Here is a 16,722-nt window from a genome sequence, read left to right on the forward strand (position 1 = left end):
TTGATATGAGCTATCAAATCAATGGTGTGGCATTGCCAAATGAAGAAGGTTTTTTTGGTGAATATGGTGGTCAATTCATTCCACCTCATTTAAAAGCAGCAATGGATCAAATCAATGTTGCTTATGAAGAAATTCGTAAAACACCTGAATTTCAAAATGAGCTTTCAGAGCTGTTTGCGCATTATGTAGGTCGTCCAAGTCCTTTATTTCATGCCAAACGACTTTCAGAACAATTGGGCGGTGCTCAAATTTATCTGAAGCGTGAAGATTTGAACCATACAGGTGCGCATAAAATTAACCATTGTTTGGGTGAAGCTTTACTTGCTAAATACATGGGCAAGAAAAAAGTCATTGCTGAAACTGGGGCAGGTCAACATGGTGTCGCATTAGCCACCGCTTGTGCCTTGGTTGGTATCCCGTGTGAAATTCATATGGGTCAAGTTGATATTGAAAAAGAACATCCAAATGTCGTGAAAATGAAAATTTTGGGTGCGAATCTAATTTCAGTCACTCGTGGAACAGCAACATTAAAAGATGCTGTTGATAGTGCTTTCGAAGAGTATTTGAAAGACCCTGATAGCTTTATTTATGCCATCGGATCAGTCGTTGGTCCACATCCATTTCCTAAAATGGTGCGTGATTTCCAAGCAATTATCGGTGATGAAATTAAAGTTCAATCACAAGACAGATTTAACAAATATCCTGATTATATTGTTGCTTGTGTTGGCGGTGGCTCAAATGCAATGGGAGCATTCAGTGCATTCCTTAATGATGATAGTGTGAAATTAATTGGTGTTGAACCAGCAGGACATGGTTTAGATACGGATCAACATTCGGCAACATTAACTTTAGGTAAACCAAGTCAACTTCATGGTATGGCGTGTTATGTACTGGAAGATGAAAATGGCGAGCCATTACCTGTGCATTCAATTGCTTCTGGATTAGATTATCCTGGTGTGGGGCCTCAACACAGTTTCTTAAAAGATATTGGTCGTGTTGAGTACTCAACAGCAACTGATGAAGAATGTCTGAATGCATTCATGACTCTATCTCGAGTTGAAGGGATTGTGCCTGCATTAGAAAGTTCACATGCTGTTGCTTGGGCGATACGCGAAGCTCCACAACTGTCCAAAGATACCATTGTGGTAGTGAATTTATCAGGTCGAGGTGATAAAGACTCGGACTATGTGGCAGAAAAATTAGGTTTAAATTAACACATAAAAAAACCAGCTTAGGCTGGTTTTTTTAATTACATTTCTGGTGGTTCTTCATTCAAAGGCGTAAGAATATTTTCAAAGGATGAAATTTCAATTGGAATGAGCGGCGTTTCGATTGAAAGATCTTGAACAAGTGTTTCAGTCGCTTGTTGAGCTTGTTGAGCTTGTTGAGCTTGTTGAGCTTGTTGAGCTTGTTGAGCTTGAACCATGGTTTTCATAATTTCATCAGCTGGTGCACTTAGTTCGTGTGCTTTTTTGCTGTCATATTTGGTGGCAAGTTCTTTTAAAATTGCGTAAGACAAATAACTCGTAAATGCTGGATTCTCAGATTTAGCCTTGGATGGAAGTAGAGAAACGCAAGCGGCATGAAATAAACCATGTTGTACGTATGTTGCATTGTATGCAGGATCTTTAGCTTTATCAGGATCACCTAAATAACCAATTTTGAAGCCAATTTCAGATGCAGCACAGGCATTGGTCACTTCAGAAGAGGGATTGCGATAGTCAGCATTTTTTTTGAAATATAGCACTTCTGCGATCGACATCATTTCATCTTGAATTTCTTTGAGTCGGCCATCTAAGTTTGGGACTGCAAAATAATTTTTTAACTTAAATAGCGTTACAGTACCTTCGAGCCATTTTTGGGGTTGTTCTGTATAATTCAAATTTGTATAACAGGCAGAAGTTTGCAGAGCGGCTTCAACAAATTCTTTGTTTTTTCTTGGATTTTTCATATCTTGATCAGCCCCTAAATATCCCATTTTGTAGGCTTTTTCATAGGTATTACATGCAGGCGTGATAAGTGTCTTTTTTTGATATGTTTTTGCTTTTTTTAGCAGCTCTATTTGATTCTTTATCGTTGGTTCAAGTTCAGATGCATAAGTGGAAGCAGTTACAAATAAAGCGGTGTAACACAATAACTTTTTATACATCATCAGTCCTTAGGCAAAAAATTCCATAATGTAATGACTTTACTGATGCTGTTTAAATAGTTCAATGACTCAATAAAAGAAAATCATTGTAAAAGATGACCAATTTCAATCTATTGTTCAAAATTGAGATCATGATGGAATTATCAAAAAAGCCCCCGAGATGGGAGCTTAGCTTTATCCTGAAATATACTGTTGAAGTTGTTCGATCAACACTTTTTGGTCTTCCATCGCGGCTTTAACTAAGTCACCAATAGATACAATTCCGACGAGTCTATCGTCTTCTAATACTGGCAGATGGCGAATATGACGTTCTGTCATTAAATCTAAACACTCATCTACGGTGTTGCTTTTACTTACAGATAAAACCGTACCAGTCATAATTTCTGAGACTGTAGTTAAGTCAGATGTACGTTGCATAAGTGCAATTTTACGCGTGTAATCCCGTTCAGATAAAATTCCAACAAGTCTTTCATCCTGTACGACAACAACGGCACCAATACCTTTTGTTGCCATTAATGTGATTGCTTCTAAAACCGTAGCATCAGGTGTGATGGTAGAGATTTCTGAATTGTTTTTATTTTGTAGGACTTGAGCTACTGTTGTCATAAAGTTTCCTCTTATTGGTTATTCGTCCATGTATAAGTTAATAACTGAAATCTAAAATCTTTACAATCGTTTTAGTGGAATTTTCTGCTAAATAGAAGGGCTTAAATGATTCTGAAAAAATAGCATCTGCATGTGTGGAATAGTGAGCTTAAAGTGGCGATCTCGATGATTGCACAGGGCAGGTGTGACTTTTAATCGCGTTAGGGTTGGGAGTAGTGAATTTTTAAAATCATCAGGCGTTATTTTTCGAGGCTGATAGTGCGGCCAGTGAATTTTTGCATAATGTAAAGCCTGCACTGAATTGAGCCAGAAGGGGAATATGTATTCTTGATTGATTGATCGGATGGCCCAACCTTGATGTTCTGGATTGTACAGTCCCCACAGTACTCCACAATACATCATGGTTTTAAGGATATTAACTTTGAGTAAAAAATGCTTTGAATTTGGTTGCAACTGTACAAAGGTGTTCATGATCGTTCAATGATTCAATACCAATGATGATAAGTTCAGTCTAATGTTTTTTTCTTAAAGTTTAGTTGCATTAATTTAAAGTTTGGTAAGCAAATATGTAATGAAAAAGCTAAAAAAACGCCACGAATGTGACGTTTATTTATGCTTGCATTGTGGCCATGTTTTGCCAATACTGTGCTTTCAAAGAATCACGTTCTACACGGAAACCTTGAAGATAGAGTTCAGCTAGAAACATCGCTGCTTTACCGTGACCCGCACGTGCTGCATTCTCAAGTTCTGAAACTGCGTCTGTAAAATTCATTTCAAATTGAATGGTATTTACAGCATTCGAATACATATGTTCGAGGTCTTGTTGAGAGAATTGTTTAATCATATAAAACTCCTTATTCTAATTATGATTAGTACTACAGTTATAAAGACCTAAATTAGGTCAAAATGGAATATAACAAAGTAATATTAAACTAATATTACAATTTGCGTTAATTGTCAAATAAATTTTCAAGATAAATCTTTTAAAAAATACTTACATGATTAAACTTTAATCATTTTATATTGGGTTTATGATAAAACTGTAAATAACTATAAAGGAGAATGACTTATGACTAATACCATTGATGGTTTCACATTTGGCAATCCACCAGAGCCATCCGATATTATTGCGCTTGCACATCATCATAAAAAACAACTTGATGAAGCAATTTTTCATCAAGAAATCCATTTAGGTCACTACTGTTTAGAGCAGCGTAAACGTGTGCATGATTATACGCAGACGCTTGATCCTGCAGCAAAAGCTGAATTTTATCGCTACTATGACGGCGAATTAAAACGTATCGCCGTCATTGACGAAGAACACCCTGATGATGCTGAAGGTGGTTTAAGTGTTTTCACTATTTTTATCGTACTCGCGGTGATCGCTGCTATCTTATATTTTGGTGTTGTGCAGAATGTTGTCTCTTAAAGGTGAATAAGCGCCATTTTTTGCATAATGGTTCTTGTTTAAATCAACGTTAACACTATATTTTTAAAGCATCTCGGATTACACTTAAGCTAATCCGAGGTTGTACATGCTCCATTTAAAAAAAATTTCGTCTGATCTTTTCTCACAATTAAATATTGAGCAGATTCAAAATGCTTTCATCATAGGCATTGTACTTTTTATTCTTATTGTCTCTAGTATTGCACTGAATCGTCCAATTAATTCAGCTCACTTTGAACAAGTACAAGCGCTCGCGGCTCAAAATCGTTTAGAGCGAACGCATGAAATGGCAACTTTGTTACTTGCAAAACCTAAGATTAAAAATATTGAATTTTATCGTTTGCTGAATGCTTATCATATCGAGAATGCTCATATAAAAATTTATCCAGCGATTGAAAAGTTGGATTAGTTTTCAATCTTATTCAGCTTGAGCCCAAGATTTTGATTCAGTATTTCTTCGATCTCCTTGGCAGTGACACGGTCAGAGACAGCAATAACAGTCATTTGATCGGGGTGTAAATGTTTTTGTATTGCATTTTGAATATCTTGGCGAGTTAATTTTCGAATCTGCTCCTGATACTCATTTAGATAATTGGAATTAAGTCCGTAAAAACCAATTGATGCGATTTGGGCATTAATATTTGCATTGCTATTTAAGGTCATTGGAAAAGACCGAAGAATACTTTCTTTATTTTCTTTAAGCAAAGAGTCAGTAATTGGCTGTTTTTTGAAGTCAATGAATACTCGATGTGCGAGCTTTAAGCTTTCGAGCAATTGGTCTTGTTGTGTCGCATATCCAAAACTAAAAACGCCAGGTACCTGTGGTGTAGTCAGCGTACTCGATGCGCTATAGGTGAGTCCTCGTTTAACTCGTAACTCTTTTGATAAGATTGAATTAAAACTCCCACCACCAAACATTCTGTTGGCAACTTCCAAAGCGGCACGGTCTGGATGTGCTCGTTCTAAAGATAAATGACCCAATAATGCATGTGCTTGTAGGCTTTCGCGTTTTAGTACTGAAATTTTAAAACCTGATTCACTGACGGGAGTTGGAAGGTCGGGCTGCTTTTGCCCTTGCGGTAAATTGATACTGATCAGTTCCGAGATCTGTTGAGCTTGATCTTGAGTGAGTTGTCCTGTGATTGCTATATTGGAATTTTGAGCGACAAGCAATCGATCTCTAAATTCTTTGAGTAATTCAGGCGTAATGTTTTTTAAACTACCGACTGTCCCAGCTGTTGGTTGAGCATATGGATGATCTCCATACAGCATACGGTACAGTTGTATTGACATTAGTCTAGATGGATTCTCTTGAAGTTGTTTTTGACCAATTTGAGTATTACTGAGCGCGAGATTAATGCCTGATTGTTTGAAGGTGGCATGTTTGATTAAATGCAGTAGTAAGTTCAATGCAGGGTCAAATTTTTCAGGATCATTTAACACTCTTAGTCGAACAACAAACATATCGCGATAGGCATTGAAAGAATATTTGGCGCCTAATCCCTCAAATGTGGTGGTAATCTGTTTGGCACTGAGCTGATCTGTTCCTTCAAGCATAAGGCGAGCTGCCATATTGGATATACCGTAAAGTCCTTTACCTATGACTTCATCTCGTGCAGATCCAGCATAAAATGTAATTTGAATGTCGACCATTGGCAGATCATTCGTTTCGACAAATAAGGTTCGTACATTTAAAGAGTTTTTAAGTTCTTGAACAAAAGGCGCTTGATAATTGTGCGAATTTTTTTTGATCTCTTTTAAGCTTAACAAGTTTTTGATTGAGCTTAGACCACTGGGATCTTCTTCGATGATTTGTTCGATTGGTTCAGCTTCTATAAGTTCCTCCGCATGTGACATTGAACTCAAGATGGCACCACACAATACACTCGTTAAAAATAGAGAAGACAAATAATTCATAAAACGCCTAGTTGTTGTTTTTCTGTTCAGGATAAAGATGTAAAACGCTCAAATTGTCACGATTAAAATAAATATTGGCAATGCGTTGTAAATCATGCGGTGTGACTTTATCGAAGTAATCAGGGAGTTGATCAATCATGCGATAGTCTAGATCATTGATGCTGAGCAAACCAATGAGTCGAGCTTGCCCAATAATATCATCTTGGCTATACACTAAATTGGAAACGAAATTCGCCTTGACCCGATTGAGTTCTTTTTCATTGATCAATTCTGATTTGAATAAATCTAGTTCCTGCTGTATGCGTTTTTGCGCTTGATCAAGACTGATACCCTCAGCAGGTATGGCAGAGATTAAAAATAGGCTATCCCCACGATTATATGGATCATAACTCACATTAATTGAGGTCAGAATTCGCTTATCTCGGATCAGTCTCTCTTGTAGACGTGCTGAAATTCCGCCGTCCAATAGATTTTGAATAATGGTTAAAGCGTAGGCGTCTTGAGGGTTTTTTGCTGTTTTAATGGAATTGACATTCCAAGACATAAACAAGTTGGGTACATGTACAGCCTGATATTGCTCCATGAAGCGATATCCAATTCTTGAAAATTCAAGCACATCATTTCGTTCAGGAACGGATTTTTTTGGAATCTTATTAAAATATTTTTTGACTTCTCGAATGGTTTGTTCAGGATCTACATCCCCAATAATGACTAATGTTGCATTATTCGGCGCGTACCAAGTTTCGTACCATTGTTTTAAATCATTCAATTGAATGTTATTCAGATTTTTCATTAAGCCAATCACTGGTTGGCGATAGTGACTGGTCGGGTATGCAATCCATTTAAATCTTTCAAAAGCAAGGTTTCGAGGATTGTCCTCTGTTCGTTGCCGTCGTTCAGCCATTACAACTTTAATTTCGGGTTCGAAATCTTCTTGGCGCAGAACTAAATTTTGCATTCGATCTGCTTCTAACTCTAATGCCAGTGGAAGATATTTTTTAGGATAGAATTGATAGTAATTGGTGTAATTTGTAGATGTGAATGCATTGACACTACCACCATAAATTCGACTAAGGCGTGTGAATTCATCATTCGGTACTTTTTTAGTGCCCTTGAACATCATATGTTCTAGGACGTGTGAAATGCCGAGTAAATTCCCTGACTCGTCACTACTGCCGACGGCATACCAGATTTGGCTGATTACTACAGGTGCGCGATGATCTTCTCTAATAATGACTCTTAAACCATTGTCCAGTGTTGTTTCGACGGTATTTCGAGAGAGTTGAGCTGTTTGCTGATTTGCAAATGTCATCATCGGTGCTGATGTAATCGCAGCAATGATGATTGTCTGTTTGAAAATGAGTTGCAGAGAGAATTTGAGCCGGCTGAGAGACACAATTAATCCGAATAATGACTTTAAAATTATTCTTGATGATGTCGTATATTTATTCAAGATTGAACTGTTGCAATTTGGTTGATCGTTTTAAAAGTAATTGCAGATCGTGAATTTAAAGCAATCTATGCTAAACTCTATTCTTTTAATCGCAATGCTTTTCAAGGAATCGGCATGCAAGAACAGCAAAATAAATTCTTGATTGATGCGGATATTGGTGATGACGATGTCACCTTACCGAGCCTCCCGGCCGTTAATGTGCCTATTATCGAAAACAATGAAGTAGAAAAGCTGGAAACGGTGCCGGCCTTAGAAGAATCAAAACCGAAAGGTGGCTTCTTCAGTCGTATGAAAGAAGGCTTATCAAAATCTCGTAAAAATTTAGCTGATGGAATGATGAACATTTTAGTCGGTGGTAAAGAGATTGATGATGAGCTGCTCGAAGAAGTTGAAGAGCAATTATTGGTCGCAGATATTGGGGTAGAGGCGACGAAAACAATTATTGCCAATTTAACTGAAAGAACTGCGCGTGGCGATTTGATCTACTCTCATTCTCTCTATAAAGCTCTTCAAGAAGAATTAGTTGCTTTATTAGCACCACGTGTCAAACCGTTACATATCGATCCGAATAAAAATCCCTATGTGATTTTGGTTGTGGGTGTAAATGGTGTAGGTAAGACAACCACGATTGGTAAACTCGCAAAACGATTACAAGGTGAAGGTAAAAAAGTCATGCTCGCGGCAGGCGATACTTTCCGTGCTGCGGCGACTGAACAGCTACAAATTTGGGGTGAACGTAACGATATTCATGTCGTTGCACAAGGTCATGGTGCAGACAGTGCTTCTGTAATTTTTGATGCTTTTGAAAGTGCACGAGCGAAAGGGATCGATGTATTGATTGCAGATACCGCAGGGCGTTTGCATAACAAAGGTCACTTGATGGAAGAGCTCAAAAAAGTAAAACGTGTTATGCAGAAAATTGATGCGACTGCACCGCACGAAGTGATGCTTGTTGTGGATGCTGGTACAGGACAGAACGCGATTAACCAAGTTGAAATGTTTGATGAAGCTGTAGGTTTAACGGGTCTTACTATTACCAAATTGGATGGTACGGCAAAGGGTGGTGTGCTATTTAACATTGCGAGCCGTACACATGTGCCAATCCGATTTATTGGTGTAGGTGAAAAGATTGATGATTTGAGACCTTTCTCAGCAAAATCATTTGTCGCTGCATTATTTGATAACGAAAAATAATCATTCTTGGGTTAATTTAAAAAGCTCCATATACGGAGCTTTTTTTATAAATATTTAAAATTCATAAAGTTAATCAAATATGAGAAAGCCGAATCTTTTGACTCAATACATTAAATACGCAATTTGTTCCAAAAATAGAACACTTTGTTATAAAGATAAGGCTGAAAAGGTTTCGTAATATGAATAAGATAGCATCATCGTTAGCACACAATGAATGTTAAAAATAAGGAATAAGTTATGTCTTTTCTAAATCAAATTAAAAATCGCCGTACCATCTATTCAATTGGTAAGAATGTTTCTTTAGACAATACTCAGATTGAAGAAACCATTAAAGAAGCGGTACGTCAAAGTCCATCGTCATTCAACTCACAGACATCACGTGTTGTGACACTTTTTGGTGAGTCACATGACAAATTTTGGAATATCGTTTTAGAAACGTTACGTAAAATTGTTCCTGCAGAAGCATTTGAGGGAACTCAAAATAAGATCAATAGCTTTAAAGCGGGTCATGCAACAGTATTGTTTTATGAAGATCAAGATACGGTGAAAGGTTTACAAGAGCAATTCCCACTTTACGCTGAGAATTTCCCAATTTGGTCTGAACATTCAACAGCTATTGCTCAATTTGCAGTGTGGACAGCATTGTCAGAAAAAAATATTGGAGCATCATTACAACATTACAATCCAATTGTGGATGAAGAAGTGGCTTCAACATTTGAAATCCCAGCCTCTTGGAAACTTCGTGCACAGCTTGTGCTTGGTTCAATCGAAGCGCCTGCAGGAGATAAAACGTTTATTGATGACGAGATTCGTTTTAAAACTTTTAATTAATCCAAATCATATAAAGGCACTTCGGTGCCTTTTTTTATGACGAGTTCTGTCATTAAATTGTCATCGCTTGGTAGCATAGTAGTCATATCTAACAATCTAATATTGAGTTATTTATGAAATTAAAAATTGCGTCTGCATTGATATTTACGGGTTTGAGCAGTCAAATTTTTGCAGCGGCGACCTTGGTGGTTCCAGAGGAACTGGTCGTAATTTCAGTGAATAATCAAGAGGTTAAATCAGGACTATTTAAATCAAAAAAACAATACCAAATTGATGCGAATCAACCTTTGGTGAATGTTCGATATAATCAATACTTTGAACTACCTTTAAATAATCATGAGATCGTAAAGTCGGATATTCTTACTTTGAAATTGCCAACCCTAGAGGATAATAAGTCATACAAATTGGATTTAATTCATCCACCACGAGATTTGGACCAAGCAAAAACATTCGCCAAAAATCCTCAATTGGCAATTTATAATCAAAATAATCAACTCATTTCAAATAATCTGATTGTCCAAATGACCTCGCAAAGTTTGCTAGGCGGTACGATCAATCAGATATTGCATAATGAGCCACAAGCTAGCCCAATGATCAAGTCAAGTTCATCATCAATAAATACTCAAACAGTGGAACATGTTGACATTAAAAATACAAATTCAAATACTCATGATGGTCAGACGTTGATTGAAGTATGGAAAAATTCTTCAAAGCAGGAACGTCAAAAATTTATGACTTGGCTTGCAACGCAATAAAACATTTAATATTACAAAATGTGGCCATCTGAATGTATGCTTAAGTAAAAAAATTAGAGCTTAAAATTGAAAGATTTAGTATTTCAAATTGCTTCATCTCATGATCATGCTGAATTATTTAAGTTAATTAATTCAGCATATCGTGATCAACATGTTGGATCATGGACCAATGAAGCAATGTTAGTTGAGGGTTTACGCATTACTGAAGAAGCTTTATTCAATCTGATTTTAGGATCACAGCAACTTGAATCATCTGAGATTTTATATGTTGCTCGGGGTGAAAATCACTCTATTGTAGGGTGTATAGCTTTAACGGTTTCTGATTGTGCTGCTGAAATAGGGACATTTGCCGTTAATCTAGATCTGCAAAATTGTGGATATGGAAAAAGATTACTTGAGTTTATTGAGAATCGAGTCGAATCAAACTATTCACATTTAGACTTCATAAGAATGTGGGTGCTGAGTCAACGTGTAGAATTGATTCAATTCTATCAAAGACGTGGGTATGAAATAACAACAAAAACGGATAGCTATCCAGTTGATTCGGGTGTTGGGCAGCCAATTCAAGAAGTTCACTTAGTCGAAATGCTTAAACAGATATAAAAAAGCCCTCATAGAGGGCTTTTTTATAAATTAAGTGAACAGCCAAGTATAGTAACCATAAATCATCAATGGCCATGCTACATATGGACTAAATAAATACTTCCATATCCAATAACGTGGTATAAACCCTACGCCATGGATAAATCCACCAGATATTCCTACCATAATCAGCATCATGGCACGATGACTGTAATTACCACTTGCATCCAACATCAGACTTGGGTGGATGAGTAATATGGTAGCGAGAGGCAATGCCATCAGAAATGAAATGATCATTGCGAATGAGTATTTACGTTTTTCAGAATTCGACATTGCAAGCTCACTCATTTCATTCACCGTCTAAGTCTTGATGTTGTTCCATGTAAATGGCTGCAAGTACACTCGCGAAACATGCCATTAACACACCTAGAATCCATGCAAAGTACCACATAATTTTCTCCTAACAGTAATTCAGTTTTAATACAGACTATGTGTGTGGTCTTGAATATGTTTCTTGGTGATCACACCCCACATTTTGTAGTAACACCAAGTGGTGTATGCCAAGATCAGTGGAACAAAAATACACGCAGCAACAGTCATTACTGAAAGCGTCATTTGGCTAGATACTGCATCCCACATCGTCAAGCTAATGTTTGGATGAATACTAGATGGCATCAGGAATGGGAATAGGGCAAAACCAGCAGTGAGAATTGCGCCAATCACAGCGAACGATGTACCCAGAAAACTAAGTCCCGCTTTATTTTTAGACGATGCTAAAACCACAATTATTCCTCCGATAATTGCCATCACTGGTGCCAATATTGTGATTGGATAAATAGAATAATTGTTCATCCAGCCATGATTGGCATCAGTAAGTACTTCTTTAGCGAGTGGATTAGCTACACCATTCGTATCATAAGGTGTTACAAGTGTGTAGCCTTCGATATTGCCGAAATATAACCAAGCACCAGCACCAATAAAACAGATGAGAAAAAGAATACCCATATATCGTGTAGCTTGAGCAGAGCGTGTTCTTAATGCACCTTCAGTGCGTAGCATTAACCATGCACCACCATGCGCAGCAAGCATCGTTAAACTGACCAATCCACAGACCAAGGCAAATGGATTTAAAAGTGCAAAGAAGCTTCCTGTGTAAGTTGAACGCACAGTTTCATCAAGTGTAAAGGGGACGCCAAGGAACATATTGCCAAATGCAACACCAAAAACGAGTGCTGGTACTGCTCCGCCAATACATAAGCCCCAATCCCAAGCATTACGCCATTTAGTATTTTCGAGCTTAGAGCGATAGTCAAAACCAACAGGTCTAAGGAATAAAGCAAATAATACGAGTAACAGCGCCCAGTACATACCCGAGAAAGCTGTTGCATATACCATTGGCCAAGCTGCGAAAAGTGCACCACCCGCCGTAATAAACCACACCTGGTTTCCATCCCAATGTGGTGCAATCGTGTTGATAGCAGCACGACGCTCTTCATCGTCTTTACCGACAAACGGCATCAGTGCCATAGAGCCCATATCAAATCCATCAGTCAAAGCAAACCCAATAAGGAGGACGCCGACCAATACCCACCAAATGATTTTGAGAAGTTCATATTCAATCATGTTAAATCTCCTCAGTTGACTTATTGGCTGCTGCTAGTTTTTCGAAATGATACTTACCAGTATGTAAAGAGCTTGGTCCTAATCTTGAGAACTTGATCATTAAATACATTTCTATAATGAGTAGTACTGTATAGAAAGCAGCGAGTGCTAAAATTGAACCCCATACATCAGCTGAACTAATACTTGATGCAGATAGGTGTGTTGGTAAAACTTCACCAATAGTCCATGGTTGACGACCAACTTCAGCAACGTACCAACCTGTTTGAGCTGCAATCCATGGAAGTGGAAGGGCGATCAGTGCAAACTTGAGCAACCAAGTTTTATTTTCAGCATTACGTTTCATGACAGCGTACGTTGCAAGAATGAACAACAAGAGCATCAAGAAACCTGACGCCACCATCGCTCTAAATGCCCAAAATAAACTTGGAACATGAGGGATAGTATCTAAAGCTGCAGATTTAATTTGTTGTTCAGTAGCATCAACCACAGTTGGTGTGTATTTCTTCAACAATAGACCATAACCCAAATCTTTTTGAGTCTCGTCAAATGCAGCTTTGAGTTCTGGTGATTGATCTCCAGCACGAAGTTGTTCAAGCTGTGCATAAGCGACCATACCATTACGGATACGTTGCTCATGTTGTGCGATTAAATCTTTGATCCCTGTGACTTGTTCAGTTGTAGAGCGAGTCGCAATTAAACCCATCACATATGGAATTTTCACAGCATAGTCTGTTGTTTGCGTCTCAGGATTGGGGATACCAAATAATGTGAATGCAGCTGGTGCTGGATGTGTATCCCATTCGGCTTCAATTGCAGCGAGTTTAGTTTTTTGAACATCACCTAATTCATATCCTGATTCATCACCCAGTAAAATTACGGATAATGTCGAAGCAAGACCGAAAATAGCAGCAATGGCAAATGAACGACGCGCAAAGGCCAAATCACGTTTTTTAAGTAGGTAATAACTTGAAATTGCCAATACAAAAATTGCACCAGTCACATAACCCGCAGAAACAGTATGGACAAATTTAACTTGTGCCACTGGGTTAAAGATTAGTGCGGCAAAATCTACCAGCTCCATTCGCATGGTTTCATAGTTAAATGCGGCCCCGACAGGGTTTTGCATCCAACCATTTGCAACCAAGATCCAAAGTGCTGACATATTAGAGCCTAAAGCCACTAACCATGTCACACATAAATGTTGGACTTTAGAAAGACGTTCCCAGCCGAAAAAGAATAAACCAATAAAAGTAGATTCTAAAAAGAAGGCCATTAATCCTTCGATTGCTAATGGCGCTCCGAAAATGTCACCTACATAATGTGAGTAGTAAGCCCAGTTTGTACCAAACTGGAATTCCATCGTTAGTCCAGTGGTTACCCCTAAAGCAAAGTTGATCCCGAATAACTTACCCCAAAACTTGGTCATGTCTCGGTAAATCTCTTTGCCTGTAATGACATAGGTGGTTTCCATGATGGCAAGGATAAATGCCAAACCTAGAGTGAGGGGTACAAATATAAAGTGATACATTGCGGTCATTGCAAATTGAAACCGCGATAGATCGACCACGCTTTCAGAAATCATCAACGTGTCTCCTTCATTTTAAGTTCGCTGCCCGTAATTCGTTCAGCGACTTGATGGTCAAAGTTTTTGGGAATGGTAGGTGCATCAAACCAGATATTTTTAATCACGATAAGAATGATTACTTTGATAATAAGAATCAAAGTAATCTCTTTGATTAAATTTTTATTTAAACTTGAAGGTTTAATCATCATATTTAAATGCATTATTTAAATCTATTCTAAATATTATTATCTTTTTTTTATTTAAAATAAATACTTTATAGTCATAAATATTTTTAATATAAAAAATATAATAAAAACAATATTTTGTTGTTTTAATTTTTAATTATATTAAATCCGACTAAAATGGTTATATTTAAAAATAAAATAGACTAAATTACTTGGTATTAATATTTTAATTCCAACTAAAATAATAGGATTGTTGTTTTAAAGCTTATTAAATTGGTTGGTTTTAAATCTGATTAAAATAGTTGGTTATAAAGATTTTATTAATTTTATATAATCGTTGAGTGGGTTGGATTTAAATTTAATAGGCGTCACAAATACCTTGAATGAACTATTTTCAAATCAAATGCATATAATTGAAGTGGGGTGTTAATAGCTCATTAATGCTGATCAACATTGAATAGTTGATTTGTTTTGGCAATTTTTTTAGCAATAAAATGAGATCTTTTTGCACGGATCAGGAGGATTTGAGATTGGATTTCAAGTTCCCCAAACTCTGGTTCAACTTGTACATAATGTAATTGACCGAATTCATCGCGAACGCGTGCTTGAGCAGAGAAACCAGGTCGTGCATTACCACTGGAAACAGTTGCTAGTCGACCAAGCAAATTTGAGTGCTCTGATTTGTACTTGGGTTTGATCACTTGATCCAAACAATGAATCATAAATACCGTAAAGAAGATTGCGATAATTAAAGCGGGTAATAAAACATAGTACCAAGCTAGAAAGGTTTTCTGGCTTGCAAATACAATGAGCTGAAGAAAATATCCAGCAAAACTAAAATTGATCAGAAAAAAAACAAGAATGAGAACTTTGGAAAATTTAACTTGAAGCAAAGGAAGGCGAATAAGCCAATAAGGTGTTAATTTTTTTATAAATTGACTAGGTCTTAATCCCACAAAATAGCCTAAGGTTTCAGCCATGCTGAGCATTAGCAATGCAAACACGCACATATGAAATGGCATTAAATCAATTTCCATTAAAAATGCCAGCATGTCCTTCACCTCATGACTTAAGATTCTAAGTAAATTCCACCATCAGAATGAACTTTAATCTCGACTTTTTCTAAAGATTCACCTTGGCATGGGCCTGAAATGCACACACCAGTTTCTACATCAAATAAAGCACCATGAGTAGAACATTCAATGAACTCTTGATCACGATCTAAGAATTGATTTTCAAGAAACTCGAGCTCAACTTGCAAATGTGGGCATACATTTTGATACGCATAGAAGCAACCATCTCGTTGCGTAATGAAAATGTTTTCACCATTTTCAGTTTCAAAAGATCGAGATTCTCTTTCAGGAATGTCTTCAGTCATGCAAATTTTATTCATTTTATGCGACTTCTATTTGAAATTCTTTAAGAAATTTAGCGTAATCAGCTACGTCTAAACGTGGACCAAATTGAGCAACCACTTGGCTTGAGATTAAAATAGCCAATTCAGTCGCTGTTTGTAAATCTTTACCAGCATTTAATGCATATAAAAATGCACCAGAGAAAGCATCACCAGCACCGTTCGTGTCTAAAGCAACAACTTTACGTCCTTTCACTTGAAGTGCAGTTGATTCCGTTGCTACAAGAGCGCCGTCTGCTCCAAGCGTAATAATGACGGTAGAGCTTAATTTTTTAAGTGCAGCAAGAGCATTTTGTAAGTCATCAGTTTGTGTATACATCAATGCTTCTTGTTCATTACAGAATAGAACATCTACACCATCATCTAATAATTCGTCCAAGCCTGTACGCGCGTACTGCACCATAGCAGGATCAGAGAGCGTTAACGCAATTTTAACATTATTTGCTTTCGCAATTGCACGCGCTTGCTTCACGGCAGCTCGTGCCGTATCACTCGTAGAAAGGTAACCCTCTATATATAACCATTTAGCGGTTTTTAGCGCTTCAAAATCAATTTGTTCATTACTGAGTTCAGCTGTAATACCTAAGAAAGTATGCATGGTACGTTCTGAATCAGGACTGACCAAAACCATGCAAGTCCCAGTTACGCCTTCACTAATCGAACGTTCAGAGGTTTGTATTCCTGCATCATTTAGACCTTTTAAGTACAACGCTCCAAGATCATCATTGCCGACACGGCATCCATAAAACGCTTGACCACCTAAGGCACTAAAAGCCACTGTTGAGTTGGCTGCAGATCCCCCAGAGGCTTGACCTTTATATTCTTGAGAATTTTTTAAGTTTTGAAATAGACGGGCTTGAGTTTCCCCATCTGTAAGCTGCATAGTACCTTTTTGCAAATTTTGCTCTAAAAGAAATTCATCAGATACTTTGAATTCTTGGTCAATGAGGGCATTGCCAATCGCAAAAAGGTCAACTTTAGCCATGTCTAAATTCACATCAC

21 protein-coding genes are annotated in these 16,722 nt (G+C 37.4%); 7 read left to right on the forward strand and 14 right to left on the reverse strand.

Translation table 11 applies throughout. The features are described 5' to 3' along the window. The first annotated feature begins 5 nt into the window (after positions 1-5). Positions 6-1,214, forward strand: coding sequence for a tryptophan synthase subunit beta (gene trpB, locus AC1M9C_RS13515; protein ID WP_179999795.1), 1,209 nt, complete (start codon positions 6-8; stop codon positions 1,212-1,214). Between the two features lie 35 nt (positions 1,215-1,249). Here the strand turns inward: trpB and AC1M9C_RS13520 are convergent, their stop codons facing one another. From AC1M9C_RS13520 to AC1M9C_RS13535, 4 genes are all read right to left on the reverse strand, one after another. Then, entirely contained in the window at positions 1,250-2,149 is a 900-nt protein-coding gene (locus AC1M9C_RS13520) for a hypothetical protein (protein ID WP_481953897.1), read from the reverse strand. Positions 2,150-2,323: 174 nt separating this feature from the next. Continuing rightward, positions 2,324-2,755: a CBS domain-containing protein gene (locus tag AC1M9C_RS13525; RefSeq protein ID WP_035266567.1), complete on the reverse strand. Its 432-nt coding sequence runs from the start codon at positions 2,753-2,755 to the stop codon at positions 2,324-2,326. 87 nt (positions 2,756-2,842) lie between these two features. Beyond that, a complete protein-coding gene (locus AC1M9C_RS13530) occupies positions 2,843-3,226 on the reverse strand; it encodes a DUF2750 domain-containing protein (RefSeq protein WP_035266570.1) in 384 nt (127 codons plus the stop codon). A 139-nt stretch (positions 3,227-3,365) separates the two neighbouring features. Then, on the reverse strand, positions 3,366-3,599 hold the full coding sequence (locus AC1M9C_RS13535; RefSeq protein ID WP_035266572.1) for an SEL1-like repeat protein: 234 nt from the start codon (positions 3,597-3,599) through the stop codon (positions 3,366-3,368). 225 nt (positions 3,600-3,824) lie between these two features. On the opposite strand from AC1M9C_RS13535, the gene AC1M9C_RS13540 reads away from it, so the two are divergent. Together AC1M9C_RS13540 and AC1M9C_RS13545 are read left to right on the forward strand one after the other, a co-directional pair. Next, on the forward strand, positions 3,825-4,184 hold the full coding sequence (locus tag AC1M9C_RS13540) for a hypothetical protein (RefSeq protein ID WP_481587962.1): 360 nt from the start codon (positions 3,825-3,827) through the stop codon (positions 4,182-4,184). Positions 4,185-4,290: 106 nt separating this feature from the next. Continuing rightward, positions 4,291-4,611, forward strand: coding sequence for a hypothetical protein (locus tag AC1M9C_RS13545; RefSeq protein WP_180028944.1), 321 nt, complete (start codon positions 4,291-4,293; stop codon positions 4,609-4,611). On the opposite strand, the gene AC1M9C_RS13550 is transcribed toward AC1M9C_RS13545, so the two are convergent. Next, on the reverse strand, positions 4,608-6,119 hold the full coding sequence (locus AC1M9C_RS13550) for a M16 family metallopeptidase (protein ID WP_481953898.1): 1,512 nt from the start codon (positions 6,117-6,119) through the stop codon (positions 4,608-4,610). The two genes, AC1M9C_RS13545 and AC1M9C_RS13550, sit on opposite strands and share 4 nt — an antisense overlap. A 7-nt stretch (positions 6,120-6,126) precedes the next feature. Further along, positions 6,127-7,434 carry a M16 family metallopeptidase gene (locus AC1M9C_RS13555; RefSeq protein WP_481587975.1) on the reverse strand — a complete coding sequence of 436 codons (1,308 nt, stop codon included), beginning with the start codon at positions 7,432-7,434 and terminating at the stop codon, positions 6,127-6,129. A 252-nt stretch (positions 7,435-7,686) separates the two neighbouring features. Here AC1M9C_RS13555 and ftsY point away from each other — a divergent pair, with 252 nt between their 5' ends. The 4 genes from ftsY to AC1M9C_RS13575 all read left to right on the forward strand — a co-directional run bounded on the left by ftsY (position 7,687) and on the right by AC1M9C_RS13575 (position 10,955). After that, on the forward strand, positions 7,687-8,766 hold the full coding sequence (gene ftsY / locus AC1M9C_RS13560) for a signal recognition particle-docking protein FtsY (protein ID WP_481587960.1): 1,080 nt from the start codon (positions 7,687-7,689) through the stop codon (positions 8,764-8,766). Between the two features lie 237 nt (positions 8,767-9,003). Further along, complete coding sequence (locus tag AC1M9C_RS13565) at positions 9,004-9,597, forward strand: nitroreductase family protein (protein WP_179999782.1); 594 nt, start codon at positions 9,004-9,006, stop codon at positions 9,595-9,597. Positions 9,598-9,710: 113 nt separating this feature from the next. Further along, complete coding sequence (locus AC1M9C_RS13570) at positions 9,711-10,352, forward strand: DUF2057 family protein (RefSeq protein ID WP_481587959.1); 642 nt, start codon at positions 9,711-9,713, stop codon at positions 10,350-10,352. Positions 10,353-10,418: 66 nt separating this feature from the next. Further along, positions 10,419-10,955 (forward strand): GNAT family N-acetyltransferase, encoded by a 537-nt coding sequence (locus tag AC1M9C_RS13575; RefSeq protein ID WP_481953899.1) that lies wholly within the window; start codon positions 10,419-10,421, stop codon positions 10,953-10,955. Positions 10,956-10,985: 30 nt separating this feature from the next. Here AC1M9C_RS13575 and AC1M9C_RS13580 read toward each other — a convergent pair whose 3' ends face one another. From AC1M9C_RS13580 to AC1M9C_RS13615, 8 genes are all read right to left on the reverse strand, one after another. After that, positions 10,986-11,282, reverse strand: coding sequence for a cyd operon YbgE family protein (locus AC1M9C_RS13580; protein WP_481587957.1), 297 nt, complete (start codon positions 11,280-11,282; stop codon positions 10,986-10,988). A gap of 1 nt (position 11,283) precedes the next feature. After that, positions 11,284-11,385, reverse strand: coding sequence for a cytochrome bd-I oxidase subunit CydX (gene cydX, locus AC1M9C_RS13585; RefSeq protein WP_035266590.1), 102 nt, complete (start codon positions 11,383-11,385; stop codon positions 11,284-11,286). 26 nt (positions 11,386-11,411) lie between these two features. Further along, positions 11,412-12,557 (reverse strand): cytochrome d ubiquinol oxidase subunit II, encoded by a 1,146-nt coding sequence (gene cydB, locus AC1M9C_RS13590; protein ID WP_481587956.1) that lies wholly within the window; start codon positions 12,555-12,557, stop codon positions 11,412-11,414. Position 12,558: 1 nt separating this feature from the next. Beyond that, positions 12,559-14,139: a cytochrome ubiquinol oxidase subunit I gene (locus tag AC1M9C_RS13595; protein ID WP_035266593.1), complete on the reverse strand. Its 1,581-nt coding sequence runs from the start codon at positions 14,137-14,139 to the stop codon at positions 12,559-12,561. Further along, positions 14,139-14,330, reverse strand: a complete 192-nt coding sequence (gene cydP, locus AC1M9C_RS13600) for a cytochrome oxidase putative small subunit CydP (RefSeq protein ID WP_481587955.1) — start codon at positions 14,328-14,330, stop codon at positions 14,139-14,141. The genes AC1M9C_RS13595 and cydP overlap by 1 nt, the downstream gene beginning before the upstream one ends. Before the next feature lie 413 nt (positions 14,331-14,743). Further along, positions 14,744-15,358 (reverse strand): OB-fold-containig protein, encoded by a 615-nt coding sequence (locus AC1M9C_RS13605; protein WP_481953900.1) that lies wholly within the window; start codon positions 15,356-15,358, stop codon positions 14,744-14,746. A 17-nt stretch (positions 15,359-15,375) separates the two neighbouring features. After that, on the reverse strand, positions 15,376-15,684 hold the full coding sequence (locus AC1M9C_RS13610; RefSeq protein ID WP_481587974.1) for a Rieske (2Fe-2S) protein: 309 nt from the start codon (positions 15,682-15,684) through the stop codon (positions 15,376-15,378). 16 nt (positions 15,685-15,700) lie between these two features. Continuing rightward, positions 15,701-16,705, reverse strand: a complete 1,005-nt coding sequence (locus AC1M9C_RS13615; RefSeq protein WP_481587954.1) for an adenosine kinase — start codon at positions 16,703-16,705, stop codon at positions 15,701-15,703. Positions 16,706-16,722 lie beyond the last annotated feature (17 nt).

The sequence above is a fragment of the Acinetobacter sp. 24-47-39 genome (assembly GCF_056783825.1).

Excerpts from the sequence above, each read along its gene's own strand:
- AC1M9C_RS13520 (WP_481953897.1), bottom strand. The coding sequence starts at position 2,149 with ATGTATAAAAAGTTATTGTGTTACACCGCTTTATTTGTAACTGCTTCC.
- cydP (WP_481587955.1), bottom strand. The coding sequence starts at position 14,330 with ATGATGATTAAACCTTCAAGTTTAAATAAAAATTTAATCAAAGAGATT.
- ftsY (WP_481587960.1), top strand. The coding sequence starts at position 7,687 with ATGCAAGAACAGCAAAATAAATTCTTGATTGATGCGGATATTGGTGAT.
- AC1M9C_RS13605 (WP_481953900.1), bottom strand. The coding sequence starts at position 15,358 with ATGCTGGCATTTTTAATGGAAATTGATTTAATGCCATTTCATATGTGC.
- AC1M9C_RS13595 (WP_035266593.1), bottom strand. The coding sequence starts at position 14,139 with ATGATTTCTGAAAGCGTGGTCGATCTATCGCGGTTTCAATTTGCAATG.
- cydX (WP_035266590.1), bottom strand. The coding sequence starts at position 11,385 with ATGTGGTACTTTGCATGGATTCTAGGTGTGTTAATGGCATGTTTCGCG.
- AC1M9C_RS13535 (WP_035266572.1), bottom strand. The coding sequence starts at position 3,599 with ATGATTAAACAATTCTCTCAACAAGACCTCGAACATATGTATTCGAAT.
- cydB (WP_481587956.1), bottom strand. The coding sequence starts at position 12,557 with ATGATTGAATATGAACTTCTCAAAATCATTTGGTGGGTATTGGTCGGC.
- AC1M9C_RS13530 (WP_035266570.1), bottom strand. The coding sequence starts at position 3,226 with ATGAACACCTTTGTACAGTTGCAACCAAATTCAAAGCATTTTTTACTC.
- AC1M9C_RS13525 (WP_035266567.1), bottom strand. The coding sequence starts at position 2,755 with ATGACAACAGTAGCTCAAGTCCTACAAAATAAAAACAATTCAGAAATC.
- AC1M9C_RS13555 (WP_481587975.1), bottom strand. The coding sequence starts at position 7,434 with ATGATGACATTTGCAAATCAGCAAACAGCTCAACTCTCTCGAAATACC.
- AC1M9C_RS13545 (WP_180028944.1), top strand. The coding sequence starts at position 4,291 with ATGCTCCATTTAAAAAAAATTTCGTCTGATCTTTTCTCACAATTAAAT.
- AC1M9C_RS13610 (WP_481587974.1), bottom strand. The coding sequence starts at position 15,684 with ATGACTGAAGACATTCCTGAAAGAGAATCTCGATCTTTTGAAACTGAA.
- AC1M9C_RS13540 (WP_481587962.1), top strand. The coding sequence starts at position 3,825 with ATGACTAATACCATTGATGGTTTCACATTTGGCAATCCACCAGAGCCA.
- AC1M9C_RS13615 (WP_481587954.1), bottom strand. The coding sequence starts at position 16,705 with ATGGCTAAAGTTGACCTTTTTGCGATTGGCAATGCCCTCATTGACCAA.
- AC1M9C_RS13550 (WP_481953898.1), bottom strand. The coding sequence starts at position 6,119 with ATGAATTATTTGTCTTCTCTATTTTTAACGAGTGTATTGTGTGGTGCC.
- AC1M9C_RS13580 (WP_481587957.1), bottom strand. The coding sequence starts at position 11,282 with ATGAGTGAGCTTGCAATGTCGAATTCTGAAAAACGTAAATACTCATTC.
- AC1M9C_RS13565 (WP_179999782.1), top strand. The coding sequence starts at position 9,004 with ATGTCTTTTCTAAATCAAATTAAAAATCGCCGTACCATCTATTCAATT.
- trpB (WP_179999795.1), top strand. The coding sequence starts at position 6 with ATGAGCTATCAAATCAATGGTGTGGCATTGCCAAATGAAGAAGGTTTT.
- AC1M9C_RS13570 (WP_481587959.1), top strand. The coding sequence starts at position 9,711 with ATGAAATTAAAAATTGCGTCTGCATTGATATTTACGGGTTTGAGCAGT.